This is a genomic window from Anoxybacillus sp. MB8 (assembly GCF_011006755.1).
GTDB classification, from domain to species: domain Bacteria; phylum Bacillota; class Bacilli; order Bacillales; family Anoxybacillaceae; genus Anoxybacillus; species Anoxybacillus gonensis.
This window is the reverse complement of the sequence record NZ_RXXX01000002.1, coordinates 83,783-100,006: the sequence shown is the minus strand read 5'-3', so window position 1 is coordinate 100,006 and position 16,224 is coordinate 83,783. Positions and strand designations below refer to the sequence as shown.

Below are 16,224 nucleotides of genomic sequence, written 5' to 3'. Positions count from 1 at the left end.
AAATGAAAACGCTTGAATTGCAGTTTATGAATGAAGAAGGAAAGACGGTTCGTTTCACGATTGATGCACCGCGTGAAGATGTGACAGAAGCGCAAATTAGTCAAGTGATGGATGTCATCATTGCCGCAAACGTCTTTCCGTCTAGCGGAGGCGACCTCATCGCGAAAAAAGGAGCGCGCCTCATCGATACGACGATGACACAATGGGCGTTTGCTTAACGAGTGAAGGTGTCCTGACACACAGGACACCTTGTCGCATATAAGCGAAAAAAGAAAGGATGAGAAAGATGGAAGCCTATTTGTCGCTTCTTTCCGATGTCGGTTTTCCCATTGCGGTAACGTTTTATTTACTGCATCGGATTGAAGGAAAATTAGATGCGGTCATCGATTCGATTCGTACGCTAGGTGAACAATGGAAAGCACCCAACTAAATGGGTGTTTTCTTTTTTTCTTCCGTTTGTTAACATACATATGTAAACATGTTGTTTATGTGAGTTAAGGGGGGTTTTATTTTGTTTAAACGAAAACGAGATGAGCGTGATTTACAACTTGAGGCGATTTTACAAATGAAAGAAGAACCGCTTCGTTTGAACGACAAAACGGTTGAACGACAGCTGGCGCTCATCGGGATGACGACGAAAGATATTGCGATTTTACAGCACGTCAAACCTTATATCGAAGCACATATTGCTCGCATCGTTGACGCTTTTTATCGTGCGCTTCAAACAGAAAGTCATTTGCTTTCGATCATTCAACAACATAGCACAATTGAGCGCCTAAAACAAACGTTAACGATCCATGTCAAAGAAATGTTTAACGGACAGATTGATGAAGCGTTTATTGAAAAAAGGCGCCGCGTTGCCCAAGCACACGTCCGCATCGGTTTAGAGCCGAAATGGTACATCGCTTCGTTTCAACATTTGCTTGAAGAAATGTGGGAAATCATTGGGGAGCATATTGAACGACCGCTATATGTGCGAGCCATTATGAAATCGGTCTCTAAAATGTTAAACGTCGAACAGCAACTCGTTTTAGAACAATATGAACGGGAAAATGAAGCGCTTCGTTTACAAATGGAGACGCTCAAACAACAAATGAAAGAACAAGTGAAAGAATCGATTCAACAGTTAAGTCACGTCTCTGATGAAGTAAGCGCTTCCGTTTCTTCGTTAAACGCGCAAACTGCTGGCATTTTGCAAGCAGCGCAAGAAGCTTCTCATGTGGCTGTGGCGAGCGCTGAAAAATCAGAAAAAGGAAAAAAACAATTGCAAGCGCAAGTAGAAAACATGCGACAAATGAACGAAAAAATGAAACAAATTGAAACGAATATGGGCAAGCTCCAACAAGCGATGAAAGAAATTGAACATATCGCTTCGCTTGTGACGTCCATTGCGGATCAAACGAATATGCTTTCGTTGAACGCATCGATTGAAGCGGCGCGCGCAGGGGAGCACGGAAAAGGGTTTGCTGTTGTTGCTGATGAAGTGCGCAAACTCGCGACGCAAACGAAACAATCGGTCGCTGACGTGTCGCGCGTATTAAGCGACATTCATGATCATATTGTTGCGATGTCGCAATCGCTTGAACAAGCATCGCTTTCTGTGACCGAGAGTACAAATGGAATGGAAACGATTTATTCGTTTTTTGATGAATTTGCAACAGCGCTTGAACGTATTTGCCAATATAGCGTCCGCATTGACGGCGAAATGAAAGCGTGTGTACAAGCAGTAAGCGAAATTCACGAGGCGATGGAACACGTTTCCGCCTCTGCGGATGAATTAGAAGGGTTAGCGAGCGAATTGTAATCCGTCCTCTTTTTTCTCTACTTTCCGAATATATTGTCTTGGTTGAAACGGCTCATGATGCCTTTCGTTTACCGTCGCGTAAATGGAAGGCTCTATTTTTTTTCCTTCGGTTTCATAGTCGGCAAAAAACATGGCAAACATAAAAAAAGCAACCATCGCTTTTCTCCTTTCATCGTTTTTACTATGTATTTTGAAAAAAAGTGAAACTTTTTATACATATGGTTCGTATAAAAAAGAGGATTGTTATGTTAGAAGGGGGTTGACTGCTTTGCCGACATTACATATCGCGATGTTCGCGCCGTTTTTGTTGGCGCTATTCGTTCCATTTTTGTACAAATTTGTCCGCTCGCTGCACGTCGGGTGGTTCGTCTTGCCGCTTCCGCTTGCGTTATTTGTTTATTTCCTATCTTATATGGAAGACGTGCGCAACGGTGAAGCGATTCGTGCGACAATGCCTTGGATTCCGTCGCTACACATTTCATTTGACGTATATGTCGATGGATTAAGTTTATTGTTTGCATTATTGATTACAGGAATCGGTACGCTCGTTGTGCTATATTCCATTTATTATTTGCAAAAAGGAAAAGAACAGCTCGGCCATTTTTACGTATATTTACTTTTATTTATGGGCGCTATGCTCGGTGTCGTTTTATCAGACCATCTCATTGCGCTATACGTCTTTTGGGAATTGACATCTATTTCATCGTTTTTGTTAATCGCTTATTGGTATACGCGTGACCGGTCGCGCTACGGGGCACAAAAATCGATGCTTATTACCATGTTTGGCGGGCTACTTATGCTCGGTGGATTTGTTGCGCTTGCGATCGCAGGTGGAACGTATCACATTCGTGAACTCGTCAATATACCATTAACGGAACATCCGCTGTTTATCCCCGCTCTTTTCCTTATTTTGTTTGGTGCTTTTACGAAATCAGCGCAATTTCCGTTCTATATTTGGTTACCTGATGCGATGGAAGCACCGACGCCTGTTAGTGCGTATTTGCACTCTGCCACGATGGTGAAAGCAGGAATTTATTTAATTGCACGCTTGACGCCGATTTTTGCGGTTTCGTCTTTTTGGGTTTGGACCGTGGCGCTCGTTGGGCTTGTGACGTTATGTTGGGCATCGTTTTTAGCGTCAAAACAGACGGATTTAAAAGCGATTTTAGCGTTTTCAACCGTCAGCCAGCTCGGTTTAATTACGTCGCTGCTAGGAGTCGGGGGACTAGCGTTTCATTACGACTGGATGGAAGAAAACATATTTATGGTTGCGGTGCTAGCTGCGATTTTTCATTTATTTAACCATGCGACGTTTAAAGGAAGTTTATTTATGGTCGTCGGCATCGTTGACCATGAAACAGGAACGCGCGACATTCGTCGCCTTGGCGGTTTAATGACGGTGATGCCGATGACGTTTACGATCGCGCTGATCGGCTCGCTTTCGATGGCGGGACTGCCGCCGTTTAACGGTTTTTTAAGTAAAGAAATGTTTTTTACTGCGATGTTGCGTGCAACAGAAGTGGCAGGTTGGGCCGCTATTTTACCGATCGTTGCATGGATCGCAAGCATATTTACGTTTGTATATAGCGCGCTTTTCGTGAGCCGCACGTTTTTTGGCACGTACAAGCCGCATTTGTTGAAAAAAGAAGCGCATGAAGCGCCAATGGGTATGCTCGTTGCACCAATTGTGTTAGCATTGCTCGTCATTTTTATTGGAATCGTGCCAAACGTATTGTCCGACTCGATATTAGCACCAGCCGTATATGCGGTATTATACGGACTGTTTACGCCAAATGAAGCTGTTGATGTCCATATTTCCCATTGGCACGGGTTTACGCCAGAATTGTTTATGACGATTGGCGTCTTATTGTTCGGTTTGTTGTTGTATCGCACGTTTTCAAAATGGAAAAAGGTGTATGCTCGCCTTTCGGAACGGATGTCGCTAAACGTTTTGTACGATCAGTCGTTCGTTTGGATGGAAAGAGGAGCTCGTGCGGTGATGTCGCGCATGATGACTGGTTCGATGCGCACGTACTTGATGTACATGTTTGCCTCGCTTGTTGGTTTGCTTTTATTTACGATCGGTGTAAGCGAGCAATGGAACATCGATTTAAGTCGCCTAGCGCACGTTCGCGTATATGAAGTTGTGCTCGCTGTAGCCATGATTGCGGCGACGATTACGACGGTGATGGCCAAATCGCGTTTAACAGCTATCGTCTCGTTAGGGGCTGTCGGTTATGCGGTGGCGTTATTTTTCGTGCTATTTCGCGCTCCGGATTTAGCGCTCACGCAACTTGTCATTGAAACGATTTCCGTTGCGCTCTTTTTGCTTTGTTTTTATCATTTGCCGAAATTTAGCCAAAAGCAAGAAAGCGTCGGTTTTAACGTAGGAAATGCGCTCATTTCCATTGCAGTTGGCGTCACGATGAGCGTCATTGCCTTTTTTGCGTATGCAGGAAAACATTTTGATTCCATTTCGCAATATTACGTAGACAATACGTATGAAAAAGCGGCTGGAAAAAATATGGTCAACGTCATTTTAGTCGATTTCCGCGGCTTTGATACGTTGTTTGAAATATGCGTGTTAGCGATTGCCGCCTTAGGCATTTATGCGATGGTAAAATTGCGGCTGGCGAAGGAGGAGGAACGATGAAGCGAAACGATGTCATTTTACGAACGACAACAGCGGTCGTTACGCCGATCATCGTGCTGTTTTCTGTTCAACTGTTTTTTGCAGGTCATTATTATCCGGGCGGCGGTTTTATCGGCGGATTAATGACAGCTGGTGCGCTCGTTTTATTGCTTTTAGCGTTTGATATTGAAACGGTTCGCAACATGGTTCCGATCAATTATAAATGGCTTGTGGCGATCGGATTGTTGTTTGCGGTCGGAACAGGAATAAGCAGCCTATTTCTCGACCGACCGTTTTTAACGCATGCGTATCAATACGTTCATTTGCCGTTGCTTGACCATACGTCGCTTCATACCGCAGTGTTATTTGACTTAGGCGTTTATTTTGTCGTCGTTGGCGTGACGATGATTATTATTGAAACGATAGGGGAGAGCGACTAATGGAACTGCTTATGATTGTCGTCATCGGTTGTTTATTTACCGCTGCGACATATTTAATACTGAGCAAAAGTTTGCTTCGCATCATTATCGGTACAGGCTTGCTTAGCCATGGCGCTCATTTGTTGTTGTTGACAATGGGCGGGTTAAAAGTAGGCGCCCCGCCGCTTTTAGGAGAAAAAGCAACGCGATACGTCGACCCGCTGCCGCAAGCGCTCATTTTAACAGCAATTGTCATCAGTTTTGGGGTAACAGCATTTTTCTTAGTGTTGGCGTATCGTTCATACCAAGAAATTGGAACAGATCATATGGAAGGGATGAAGGGAGATGAGTAACCTTCTACTTTTGCCGATTGTCATTCCGCTTGTGACGGCAATCATTCTTATTTTTTTCCCGAAGCACGTGTTTTGGCAACGCGTCGTTTCAGCGGTAGCGACAAGTAGTTTAGTCGTTGCAAGTAGCGTGTTGCTTTATCGCGTCCATACAGACGGCATTCAAACGTTAAACGTCGGAAATTGGCCAGCACCATTTGGCATTACGCTCGTATCTGATTCGTTATCTGCGCTTCTTGTACTTACCGCAAGCATCATCGCCCTTGCTTGTTTAGTGTACTCGTTTTATGCCATTGGCAAAGAGCGAGAAACATTTTATTACTATTCGTTTTTTCAATTTTTGCTCGTCGGTGTGAACGGATCTTTTACGACAGGCGATTTGTTTAACTTGTTCGTCTTTTTTGAAGTAATGCTTATGTCTTCATACGTTTTGCTTGTGCTTGGCGGCACGAAAATGCAATTGCGTGAAACGATTAAATATACGCTTGTCAACGTCATTTCGTCCGCATTATTCGTCGTTGCGGTGGCGTATTTATACGCGGTGACAGGGACGTTAAATATGGCGCATTTAGCTGAGCGCATTCATGACCTTGGTCCTTCTCCTATTTTAACGGTTATTGCCGTATTGTTTCTCGTTGTATTTGGATTAAAAGGAGCGATTTTTCCGTTTTACTTTTGGCTTCCGGGTGCATATTATGCGCCGCCGACACCTGTGCTAGCGCTATTTGGAGGCTTGTTGACAAAAGTAGGGGTATATGCGATCTTGCGCACGTTTACGCTTTTATTTACGCATGATGCTGCCTACACGCATACGTTGCTCGCTTGGCTTGCGCTCGGTACGATTGCGATTGGCGCAATCGGAGCGGTGGCGTATGACGATATGCGTTACATCGTCATTTACAACATTATTGCCGCTGTTGGCGTCATGATTTTTGGCGTTTCCATGATGACGTCAGAAAGTGTAGAAGGAACGATTTTTTACTTGTTGCAAGATATGGTGATGAAAACGACGCTCTTTTTGTTCGTTGGCATCGTCTTTTCGATTACCCGTTCGAACGATATTCGTACGTTTTCTGGATTAATGGCGTCATACCCGCTTCTCGGTTGGGCATTTTTTATCGCCGCGTTATCGCTTGCAGGCATTCCGCCATTTAGCGGATTTATCGGTAAGTTGCTTATTGTAAAAGCAAGCTTCGATGCGCATCTCTTATTTGAAGCGATCGTCATTTTATTGTCGAGTTTGCTTGTGTTATATTCTGTCATGAAAATATTTATGAACGGCTTTTGGGGAGAGAAAAAAGGGTTTGAACAAAAGCGGCTTGATGGACGAATCGTTCCTGTGCTCGTGTTGCTTGTTTTATCCGTTGCATACGGGGTTGGCGTAGAATTTGTTCGCCCGTTTGTTGTCGATGCCGTTCGTGTATTGACAGAACCGGATTTGTACATTCAAGCGGTGTTAAAGGAGTAGAAAGCGATGGCATTTCAAATTTTATTAAACGTTTGTTTAGCGTTCGTATGGATGTTTTTAACGGTTTCATTTGACGGGGCATCGTTTATCGTTGGCTATATAATCGGGTTGCTTATCCTTTTCATCTTGCGTCGCTTTTTTCACTCTCGTTTTTATCTCGTTCCGGTGTTCGTCATTGTGAAATTGTTGTTTATTTTTTTCAAAGAGCTCATTTTATCGAACATCGCCGTTGCGAAAGTCGTCATGAAACGTCCGTTAACGATTCAGCCGGCCATTTTCGCTTTGCCGACGGAATTAAAAAAAGAGTGGGAAATTACCATTTTAGCGATGCTCATTACGCTCACGCCGGGTACGCTCGTTTTAGACGTGTCAGATGATGGAAGTACGTTGTATATTCATGCGTTAAATAGCCCAGATGTGCATGAAGCCATTGAAAGCATTAAACAATCGTTTGAAAAAACGATTATGGAGGTGAGCAAATGATTGCCAATATCGCCCTCGTCATCTTGTCATTCGCTATGATCGGTTTTTTATATCGCGTCGTAAAAGGGCCAAGTGTGGCTGATCGCATCATTGCGCTCGATGCGATGGGCATTACACTTGCGGGGATGGTTGCGATCGTTTCGATGTTGTTAAATACGAGCGCGTTTTTAGATGTCATTTTGCTCATTGGCATTTTAGCGTTTGTTGGGACGGTCGCGTTTGCGAAGTTTTTAGAGAAAGGGGTTGTCATCGAACGTGGGGATGATTGCTAATGTGATTGTTGCAACGCTCATTTTACTTGGCGCGGTGTTGACCCTTTTATCTGCGATCGGCGCGATTCGTTTGCCGGATGTATATACGCGCAGCCATGCGATTAGTAAAAGTACGACGCTCGGCATCATGTGCATTTTACTCGGCGCGTTTTTACATTTTTTAATTGAAAACAACCACTTTAACTCTCGTTTATTGCTCGGCATCATTTTTATTTTTATGACATCTCCTGTGGCGGCGCATCTCATTAGCCGGGCAGCGTATTATGCAAACGTCGAGCGGTGGGAAGGAACAGTTCGCGATGATTTAAAAGAAAAAGCTGGCGGAAAATGACCGTCAGCTTTTTTTACAAGATAAGAAAGTATAAAATTTCAGATTTGGGGAGCTGTCTAGCTCCAAGCGCCATCGGCTCGAGTCGCTCCGCCCCACACTGCGGCGGCGACAGCCTCCTCGGTGGGGCTTGTGCGCTCTTCGCCGATAGGCGGGCGCTTTGCGCTTTTCTTACGAAAAATATGAACGAATGATCAGATGGAGTTCAGCATCATGTTTTGTTGGAATTTGATGGCGTGCCCCATCGACATAGACGATGCGGACGTCGGGCGCATGTTGTTGAAATAGACGACCATACGCATGAACGTAATAATCGCGAGCGCCGTATATCAGTAAAAGAGGACAACGAAGCTCGTGCAATCGGTCGGTGGAACGGTAATGAAGACCTGTGACGTACATTTCATACAAACGCTTTCGGTCGCTTAACCGAACGTAGTTTGCAATCATTTGTTGTTCTTCTTTCGTTATGCCGTGGGAACGACCGAGCACGTTTGCTAAAAAAGATAGCCCATGCCATTTGACTGCGTAAATGCCCATCAAAAATTCACCGTACAATAGCGGGGTACATACTTCCGAAAAACCGCCAATTAATATAAGCGCTTTCACTTGATGTGGATATTGTAAGGCAAAATGTTGTGCAATCGAGCCTCCGTTTGAATAACCGCAAACGATCGCTTCTTTGATTTGTAAATGATGAAACAGCTCATGTAAATCGCTCACTAACATATTCATCGTTATCGGTTTATTTCCTTTTCCACTTTTTCCATTTCCTCTTAAATCGTATGTGACGACTTGAAATGAAGAAGAAAGTTCGCGCTGCTGGCGATGAAACGTCACACTTCCCATGCCGGGTGGATGAACGAACACGATCGGTGTCCCGCTTCCTATCGTTTCATAGTACAAAGGAACGGAATGTTCGACAAATGTGTAAGCCATTTCGCATCTTCCTTTCGTTTTCATACGAATAGTATGCGAAAAAAGATCGATATTTTATTCTGATTTCAATTTAATGGAAGAAAAGTTTAAAAGTATACAGTTAATAGATTGTTAGTTTCATGTTATCATATGAGCAAGGAAGCGCTTCAAAAACAGAAAAAAGGAGTTTGGGACGATGAAAAAAACGATTGTAGCTGGAGCGGTATTATCGACGTTATTTTTAGGGGAAAAAGCGGTAGATGCCGCACAATATACGGTGAAATCAGGCGATTCGTTATGGAAAATTGCCCAAACGTTCCGCACGTCAGTGACTGAATTAAAAACGTTAAATCAACTAACGACAGATACGATTTTTATTGGACAAGTATTACAAGTGCCTGATGCACAAACAACTGTGCAACCAACTGCGCCAACAAACACAACAACAAATACAACAACTATAACAACATATACGATTCAAAGTGGCGATACGTTATCTACCATTGCTAAAAAATGGAATACAACGGTGACACGTCTTCTTGAACTGAATCCAACGATTACAGACGTGAATCGTATTTATGTTGGACAAGTATTACAAGTGCCGGCGGCAAGTACAACAAATACAACGACAAATCAATTGACGTCACCAACGCCAGCACCAACAACGATAACACCGCCAACAACGACAAATAGCGCAACAAAACGATATATCGTTCAACCGGGCGATACGTTATCTACGATTGCGAAAACATTCAATACAACAGTGAACGATTTACTTGCGTTAAATCCAAGTATAACGAGCGTCGATTTCATTTACGTCGGACAAACGATTTACGTGCCGCTTTCATGGGAAGAACGGGCGAATGCGATCATTGAAACAGGGAAAAAATATATCGGTGCAGCCTATTTGTTCGGTGCACCGACGACGCGCACAGATGTATTTGACTGCTCGTCGTTTACGTATCGCGTATATAGCGAAAACGGCATCACATTGCCGCGCACATCACGCGAACAAGCGATGGTCGGTACGGAAGTGCCACTAGCAAGCGTTCGAAAAGGCGACTTAATGTTTTTCGATACAGATGGAGATGGAATCATTAACCACGTATCCATTGTCGTCGATAGCGAAACGTTGCTGCATGCGGCGACAAGCACAGGCGTTGCGTTTGCGAACATGAAACCGTATTGGGCGCCGCGAGCAGTAAAAGCCGTTCGTCTTTTTTAATTGAAAGGAAGATGCCTCTTACGTTTGAGGCATCTTCTCGTTTATGTGAAGCACCGTTTCAATCGCCTCATGTACAGAGGAAACGACGTAACGGGCTTCTTTTTTCACTTGTTCATGCGCGTGCGACATGACGAAACTATGCGGGGTGAGGCGAAACATCGGAATATCATTAAACGAGTCGCCAAAGCAAGCGACTTCTTCCGGTTGAATGTGTAAATGGTTCATTAACAGTTGAAGCGCTTCACCTTTACTAATTCGTTTCGGCATAATGTCTAAACAACGCGGTTCAGAAATGAACGTATCGACATACGGTCCCCACGTTTCATTGACGAAGCGCTCAAAACGGTTGACGACATGCTCTTCCCCAATGACCGTGATTTTTGACGGATGGATGTCACGTCCAATCGCGTGAAGCATCTCTCGCTTTTCAACAATATCGAAAAATAACCGCGCTCTCATTTGTTCGATTTGTTCCGTTTTCGTTTCGACAAAGCTCGTTTGTTCGTTACATACGAGCACAATCGCTTCAAGAGTGCGCGCCCGTTCATAAATGGAACGCGCAAGAGCTGAATCGAATGCGCGCTGATGAAGAAGACGATGATCGCTTGTGTATACAAATGCGCCGTTTTGGCTAATGCGATGCGCGTCATGACCGATTTCTTTTAACACTTCCAAAATTTCATTATCCATTCGCCCAGAAGCGACGGCAAACTGGATGCCGCTTGTTATGGCGCGAACGACCGCCTCACGATCTTCTTTTTTGACGCGTCGGTCGTAACCGAGCAACGTACCGTCTAAATCGGTGACGATGAGTTGAATCATGATGGCAACTCCTTTCCATTTCGTGATGAACAAAAGTTTAATCGAACAAACGCATTTGTGCAATTGAAATGCCTCATTGTAAAAAAACGTTCACAGCTGTCTTGACAAAAATGATCGCATTTCCATTGACGTTGCTTCGTTCGTTTCGTAACATTGAAAGTAATGTAAACGTTTTTAAAGGGGCGAACTAGACGTGGAACAATCGTTTCGCATTGAAAAAATATTAAACAATAACGTGCTCATTGCCTCGCATCCAACATACGATGAAGTCGTGTTAATCGGGAAAGGCATTGGCTTTGGTAAAAAGAAAGGAGACGTCATTGAACAAAAAGACGTTGAAAAATGGTTTATTTTAAAAAATGAGCGTGAACAAGAACAATATAAAAAGTTGTTGCCACATGTCGATGAAGAATTTATCGGCTTAATGAACGACATCATTTATCATATCCGAAAACGAACGAACAGTCCGTTAAACGAACATATTCACGTCGCATTAACGGACCATATTTTGTTCGCAATCAAGCGATTAGAACAAGGAATGGATATTAAAAATCCGTTTTTAGTGGAAACGAAAAGTTTATATCCGCTTGAATATGACGTCGCTACCGAAGTCGTGAATATGTTAAATGACCGCTTGCACATCCAACTCCCTGAAGGAGAAATTGGTTTTATCGCGTTACACATTCATAGTGCGTTAACAAATCATCAACTGTCGGAAGTGAATCAACATTCGCAATTGATTTCTCGGCTCGTTTCTGTCGTGGAAGAACAGCTTGACATTCGCATTGATCGCGAAAGCATTCATTATTTACGGTTTGTTCGTCATTTGCGCTATGCGATTGAGCGAGTGAAAAAAGGAGAAAAAATTGAAGAGCCAAAAAAATTATCAAACATATTGAAAGAGACGTACCCACTATGTTATAATCTGTCGTGGAAGCTCATAAAAATTATGCAGCAAACGTTGCAGCTTCCGGTAGATGAAGCAGAAGCAGTATATTTAACGTTGCACTTGCAACGGTTAACTGGAAAAAGTGAATAAATGGGCACTTATCTTTACGTGTTACTGATTCGATCAGGCATGAGTAAAGAAGGCAAAAAAGTGGTGTAACGAAACGTTCGTTACATAATACCCTTTTTCTGTCGTTCTTTGCTCATGCCTTTTTGTTTTCTCATATTTGCAAATGCTTACATTCGTTAGACGTCTAACGTTTCACTTCATCTACTTTCCATACATGAAAATGCCGTTTGTTGCAAACGTTAACATGATGAAGGAGGGTTTTATATGAAAAAAGCGTTTGGTACGTTACAAAAAGTCGGTAAAGCGCTTATGCTTCCCGTTGCGATTTTACCGGCAGCAGGTATTTTGCTTGCGTTTGGTAACGCATTGCAAAACCCAGCATTAATTGAAAAAATTCCGGCGTTAGAAACAGGCTGGGTTGAAATGGTTGCAAAAGTGATGGAGCAATCTGGTGGAATTGTATTTGCGAACTTGCCGCTTTTATTCGCGGTTGGGGTTGCCGTCGGATTAGCTGGCGGTGAAGGAGTTGCTGGTTTAGCAGCGATTATCGGTTACTTAGTTATGAATGTAACAATGAGCGTCATTTTAGGTGTAACGTCCGATCAAATCGGCACAGACCCATCGTTTGCAAACGTATTAGGTATTCCGACGTTGCAAACAGGAGTATTCGGCGGGATTATCGTCGGTATTTTAGCCGCGTACATGTACAACAAATACTTTAACATTGAGTTGCCATCTTATTTAGGTTTCTTTGCAGGAAAGCGTTTTGTTCCGATTGTGACAGCTGCATCCGCGTTAATTCTCGGTATTGCGATGACGTGGTTATGGCCACCTGTTCAACACGGCTTAAACGCATTTTCACACAATATGATTGATGCGAACCGTACGTTAGCTGCATTTATTTTCGGTGTCATCGAGCGTGCATTAATTCCGTTCGGTTTACACCACATTTTCTACTCACCGTTCTGGTTTGAGTTCGGTCAATACGTGAACAAAGCAGGCGAAATTGTACGTGGTGACCAACGCATTTTCTTCGAACAAATTAAAGACGGTGCCGAGCTAACGGCGGGTACGTTTATGACAGGAAAATTCCCGTTCATGATGTTCGGTTTACCAGCAGCGGCGCTTGCGATTTATCATGAAGCGCGTCCAGAAAACAAAAAAGTCGTTGCAGGGATTATGGCATCTGCCGCGTTAACATCGTTTTTAACAGGGATTACAGAACCAATTGAATTCTCATTCTTGTTCGTTGCGCCAGCATTGTTTGCGATTCATACCATTTTCGCTGGTTTATCATTCATGCTTATGCACATCTTAAACGTAAAAATCGGTATGACATTCTCAGGTGGTGTCATCGACTACTTACTATTCGGTGTGTTGCCGGGCCGTACAGCATGGTGGCTCGTCATTCCGGTCGGTCTTGTGTTTGCGGTCATTTACTACTTCGGATTCCGTTTTGCGATTCGTAAATGGGATTTAGCAACACCAGGTCGTGAAAAAGAAACGACAGACACAACTGCTTCAGCAGATGCAGGCGAACTTCCGCACGAAATTTTAGCGGCGCTTGGCGGAAAAGAAAATATCGCACATTTAGATGCGTGCATCACGCGTTTACGTGTATCTGTCAACGACATTCAACATGTCGATAAAGATCGTTTAAAAGCGCTCGGTGCGGCTGGCGTATTAGAAGTCGGCAACAACATTCAAGCGATTTTCGGACCGAAATCAGACATTTTAAAAACACAAATTAAAGATATTATGGAAGGCCGCGTGCCGACAAAAGCAGTAGAAAAAGCAAAACCAGCGGTGCAAGCAACAGGAGAAACAGAACAAGTCGCATCGCCGTTAACAGGAAAAGTCGTTCCACTTTCTGAAGTGCCAGATCAAGTGTTTTCAACAAAAATGATGGGTGACGGTTTTGCGGTTGAGCCGACAGATGGAACAGTCGTATCGCCAGTAGACGGAACGATTGTGAACGTGTTCCCGACAAAACATGCGATCGGCATTCAATCAAAAACAGGTCGTGAAGTGCTCATCCACTTCGGTATTGATACAGTGAAATTAAACGGTCAAGGATTTGAAGCGCTCGTATCAGAAGGAGCAGAAGTGAAAAAAGGACAACCAATTTTAAAAGTTGACCTTGCATATGTGAAACAACACGCCCCTTCTGTTGTTACGCCAATTATTTTCACGAACTTACAAGCAGGAGAAACGGTGTACATCGCGAAACAAGGAACAGTAACAAAAGGCGAAGACGTTGTCGTCGTTCAAAAATAATTTACTTGCAAAATGCGTCATTTTTCGGTAAAAAAACATAGAGGGTTTTCGCCCTCTATGTTTTCAAAATATAAAGTGAGGAGATGAGCAATATGCAAAAAACGTTTCAAGTAACAGCAGAATCTGGTATTCATGCCCGTCCAGCAACAATGTTAGTTCAAACAGCAAGCAAATTCGATAGCGACATTCAATTAGAGTACAACGGCAAAAAAGTAAACTTAAAATCCATTATGGGTGTCATGTCATTAGGTATTCCACAAGGTGCGCAAATTACGATTTCAGCTGAAGGTAGCGATGCAGCAGAAGCGATGAATGCATTAACAGAAACGTTAGCAAAAGAAGGATTAGCTCAATAAATGAAACGATTGCAAGGGATTGCTGCATCGAATGGCATTGCCATTGCGAAAGCGTACCGTTTAGAACATCCCGATTTAACGGTTGAAAAACAAACGATTGAAAACCCAGCTGAACAAGTGAGCCGCTTGCAACAAGCGCTCGCCAAAGCAAAAGAAGAACTAAAAGTGATTCAAGCGCACGCATTAAAAGAGCTTGGCGAAGATAAAGCGGCTATTTTCTCCGCCCACTTACTCGTACTAAGCGACCCAGAACTCGTCCAAGCTGTTGAACAAAAAATTGAACAAGAACGCGTCAATGCAGAATTTGCTCTTCATGACGTCGCATCGATGTTTATTGCGATGTTTGAAGCGATGGATAACGAATATATGAAAGAGCGTGCCGCAGACATTCGCGATGTAACGAAACGCGTGCTTGCTCATTTGTTAGGAGTCACGATTTCAAATCCAAGCATGATTACAGAAGAAGTCGTCATTATCGCTGAAGACTTAACACCGTCCGATACGGCACAATTAAACCGAAAATATGTGAAAGGTTTTACAACTGACATCGGCGGTCGTACATCTCACTCGGCGATTATGGCACGCTCAATGGAAATTCCAGCCGTCGTCGGCACGAAAGAAGCGACAGCGACGATTCAAAACGGCGACATCGTCATTATTGACGGACTTGACGGTGAAGTGATCGTCAATCCGACAGAAGAAATCATTGCCCAATATGAACAAAAACGTGCCGCATTTGCTGCACAAAAAGCAGAATGGGCGAAGCTCGTTCACGAGCAAACGATGACGAAAGACGGTCACCATGTCGAGCTTGCGGCGAACATCGGCACGCCAAACGACGTCGAAGGTGTGCTTGCGAACGGAGCAGAAGGCATCGGACTATATCGTACAGAATTTTTATACATGGGACGTCACGAGTTGCCGACAGAAGAAGAACAGTTTGAAGCATATAAAACAGTATTGGAAAAAATGGAAGGAAAACCTGTTGTCGTTCGTACGCTCGATATTGGCGGCGACAAAGAATTACCATACTTAGACCTTCCAAAAGAAATGAACCCGTTTTTAGGTTTCCGTGCGATCCGTCTTTGCTTAGATATGCAACAAATGTTCCGTACGCAACTTCGCGCGTTGTTGCGCGCAAGCGTATACGGCAACTTAAAAGTGATGTTCCCGATGATTGCGACGTTAGACGAATTCCGTCAAGCGAAAGCGATTCTTTTAGAAGAAAAAGAAAAGCTCGTTGCGGAAGGGGTTCCGGTGTCGGATGAGATTGAAGTCGGCATGATGGTCGAAATCCCAGCAGCTGCTGTATTGGCCGATCAATTCGCAAAAGAAGTCGATTTCTTCAGCATCGGTACAAACGACTTAATTCAATATACGATGGCGTCTGACCGAATGAACGAGCGCGTCTCATATTTATACCAACCGTACAACCCAGCGATTTTGCGCCTCATTTATAACGTCATTGAAGCGGCGCATAAAGAAGGAAAATGGGTTGGCATGTGTGGGGAAATGGCAGGAGAGCAACTTGCTGTGCCAATTTTATTAGCGTTTGGTTTAGATGAATTTAGCATGAGTGCGACATCCATTTTACGCGTTCGCTCACAATTAAAGAAACTGTCTAAACAAGAAGCTGAACAAGTGAAAAATCATATTTTATCGCTTGCGACAGCAGAAGAAGTCGTTCGTTTCGTGAAAGAAACGTTCCAACAATAAGAACCGGACGCCCCGGTTCTTTTTTTGTGGAAAAAAATCAGTACAAAACGGTCATAGACATCATATCGTAAACCTTTTATAATGAAACTACAACTTTATTAATTTTTCGACAACATTCGACATAACTAAGGGGGGTCTA

The 16,224-nt window shown here is 43.5% G+C and carries 18 protein-coding genes; 15 read left to right on the top strand and 3 right to left on the bottom strand.

What is annotated here, in order from left to right:
- The first annotated feature begins 2 nt into the window (after positions 1-2).
- From EKC99_RS01465 to EKC99_RS01455, 3 genes are all read left to right on the top strand, one after another.
- The gene (locus tag EKC99_RS01465; RefSeq protein WP_009361116.1) at positions 3-218 is read left to right on the top strand and encodes a DUF2922 domain-containing protein; all 216 of its coding nucleotides are present in this window, start codon (positions 3-5) and stop codon (positions 216-218) included.
- Positions 219-286: 68 nt separating this feature from the next.
- The gene (locus EKC99_RS01460; protein WP_009361115.1) at positions 287-430 is read left to right on the top strand and encodes a YvrJ family protein; all 144 of its coding nucleotides are present in this window, start codon (positions 287-289) and stop codon (positions 428-430) included.
- Positions 431-511: 81 nt separating this feature from the next.
- Positions 512-1,804: a globin-coupled sensor protein gene (locus EKC99_RS01455; RefSeq protein ID WP_163150113.1), complete on the top strand. Its 1,293-nt coding sequence runs from the start codon at positions 512-514 to the stop codon at positions 1,802-1,804.
- Here the strand turns inward: EKC99_RS01455 and EKC99_RS01450 are convergent.
- Positions 1,787-1,960: a hypothetical protein gene (locus EKC99_RS01450; protein WP_163150111.1), complete on the bottom strand. Its 174-nt coding sequence runs from the start codon at positions 1,958-1,960 to the stop codon at positions 1,787-1,789. The genes EKC99_RS01455 and EKC99_RS01450 overlap by 18 nt on opposite strands.
- Before the next feature lie 112 nt (positions 1,961-2,072).
- Here EKC99_RS01450 and EKC99_RS01445 point away from each other — a divergent pair, with 112 nt between their 5' ends.
- Genes EKC99_RS01445 through mnhG form a run of 7 tightly spaced genes read left to right on the top strand, consistent with a single transcriptional unit; the run spans position 2,073 to position 7,759 of the window.
- Complete coding sequence (locus EKC99_RS01445) at positions 2,073-4,457, top strand: Na+/H+ antiporter subunit A (RefSeq protein WP_205597782.1); 2,385 nt, start codon at positions 2,073-2,075, stop codon at positions 4,455-4,457.
- Positions 4,454-4,876, top strand: a complete 423-nt coding sequence (locus EKC99_RS01440; RefSeq protein ID WP_009361111.1) for a Na(+)/H(+) antiporter subunit B — start codon at positions 4,454-4,456, stop codon at positions 4,874-4,876. Before EKC99_RS01445 ends, EKC99_RS01440 begins: the two co-directional genes overlap by 4 nt.
- Positions 4,876-5,208, top strand: a complete 333-nt coding sequence (locus tag EKC99_RS01435) for a Na(+)/H(+) antiporter subunit C (protein WP_009361110.1) — start codon at positions 4,876-4,878, stop codon at positions 5,206-5,208. The genes EKC99_RS01440 and EKC99_RS01435 overlap by 1 nt, the downstream gene beginning before the upstream one ends.
- Complete coding sequence (locus EKC99_RS01430) at positions 5,201-6,673, top strand: Na+/H+ antiporter subunit D (protein ID WP_009361109.1); 1,473 nt, start codon at positions 5,201-5,203, stop codon at positions 6,671-6,673. The genes EKC99_RS01435 and EKC99_RS01430 overlap by 8 nt, the downstream gene beginning before the upstream one ends.
- A 6-nt stretch (positions 6,674-6,679) precedes the next feature.
- Positions 6,680-7,156, top strand: a complete 477-nt coding sequence (locus EKC99_RS01425; RefSeq protein WP_009361108.1) for a Na+/H+ antiporter subunit E — start codon at positions 6,680-6,682, stop codon at positions 7,154-7,156.
- The gene (locus tag EKC99_RS01420; RefSeq protein ID WP_009361107.1) at positions 7,153-7,428 is read left to right on the top strand and encodes a Na(+)/H(+) antiporter subunit F1; all 276 of its coding nucleotides are present in this window, start codon (positions 7,153-7,155) and stop codon (positions 7,426-7,428) included. The genes EKC99_RS01425 and EKC99_RS01420 overlap by 4 nt, the downstream gene beginning before the upstream one ends.
- Positions 7,418-7,759: a monovalent cation/H(+) antiporter subunit G gene (gene mnhG, locus EKC99_RS01415; protein ID WP_033383505.1), complete on the top strand. Its 342-nt coding sequence runs from the start codon at positions 7,418-7,420 to the stop codon at positions 7,757-7,759. The genes EKC99_RS01420 and mnhG overlap by 11 nt, the downstream gene beginning before the upstream one ends.
- Positions 7,760-7,927: 168 nt before the next feature.
- Here the strand turns inward: mnhG and EKC99_RS01410 are convergent, their stop codons facing one another.
- Entirely contained in the window at positions 7,928-8,692 is a 765-nt protein-coding gene (locus EKC99_RS01410) for an alpha/beta fold hydrolase (RefSeq protein WP_163150108.1), read from the bottom strand.
- Between the two features lie 175 nt (positions 8,693-8,867).
- Here EKC99_RS01410 and EKC99_RS01405 point away from each other — a divergent pair, with 175 nt between their 5' ends.
- A complete protein-coding gene (locus EKC99_RS01405) occupies positions 8,868-9,896 on the top strand; it encodes a C40 family peptidase (protein ID WP_163150105.1) in 1,029 nt (342 codons plus the stop codon).
- 18 nt (positions 9,897-9,914) lie between these two features.
- Here EKC99_RS01405 and EKC99_RS01400 read toward each other — a convergent pair whose 3' ends face one another.
- Positions 9,915-10,718, bottom strand: coding sequence for a Cof-type HAD-IIB family hydrolase (locus tag EKC99_RS01400; protein WP_009361103.1), 804 nt, complete (start codon positions 10,716-10,718; stop codon positions 9,915-9,917).
- 193 nt (positions 10,719-10,911) lie between these two features.
- Here EKC99_RS01400 and glcT point away from each other — a divergent pair, with 193 nt between their 5' ends.
- From glcT to ptsP, 4 genes are all read left to right on the top strand, one after another.
- Positions 10,912-11,757: a glucose PTS transporter transcription antiterminator GlcT gene (glcT, locus tag EKC99_RS01395; protein ID WP_163150102.1), complete on the top strand. Its 846-nt coding sequence runs from the start codon at positions 10,912-10,914 to the stop codon at positions 11,755-11,757.
- A 243-nt stretch (positions 11,758-12,000) separates the two neighbouring features.
- On the top strand, positions 12,001-14,013 hold the full coding sequence (gene ptsG, locus EKC99_RS01390) for a glucose-specific PTS transporter subunit IIBC (protein ID WP_163150100.1): 2,013 nt from the start codon (positions 12,001-12,003) through the stop codon (positions 14,011-14,013).
- Between the two features lie 83 nt (positions 14,014-14,096).
- Positions 14,097-14,369: a phosphocarrier protein HPr gene (locus tag EKC99_RS01385; protein ID WP_019418009.1), complete on the top strand. Its 273-nt coding sequence runs from the start codon at positions 14,097-14,099 to the stop codon at positions 14,367-14,369.
- The gene (gene ptsP, locus EKC99_RS01380; RefSeq protein ID WP_163150097.1) at positions 14,370-16,085 is read left to right on the top strand and encodes a phosphoenolpyruvate--protein phosphotransferase; all 1,716 of its coding nucleotides are present in this window, start codon (positions 14,370-14,372) and stop codon (positions 16,083-16,085) included. It abuts the gene before it with no gap.
- The last annotated feature ends 139 nt before the right edge of the window (positions 16,086-16,224 follow it).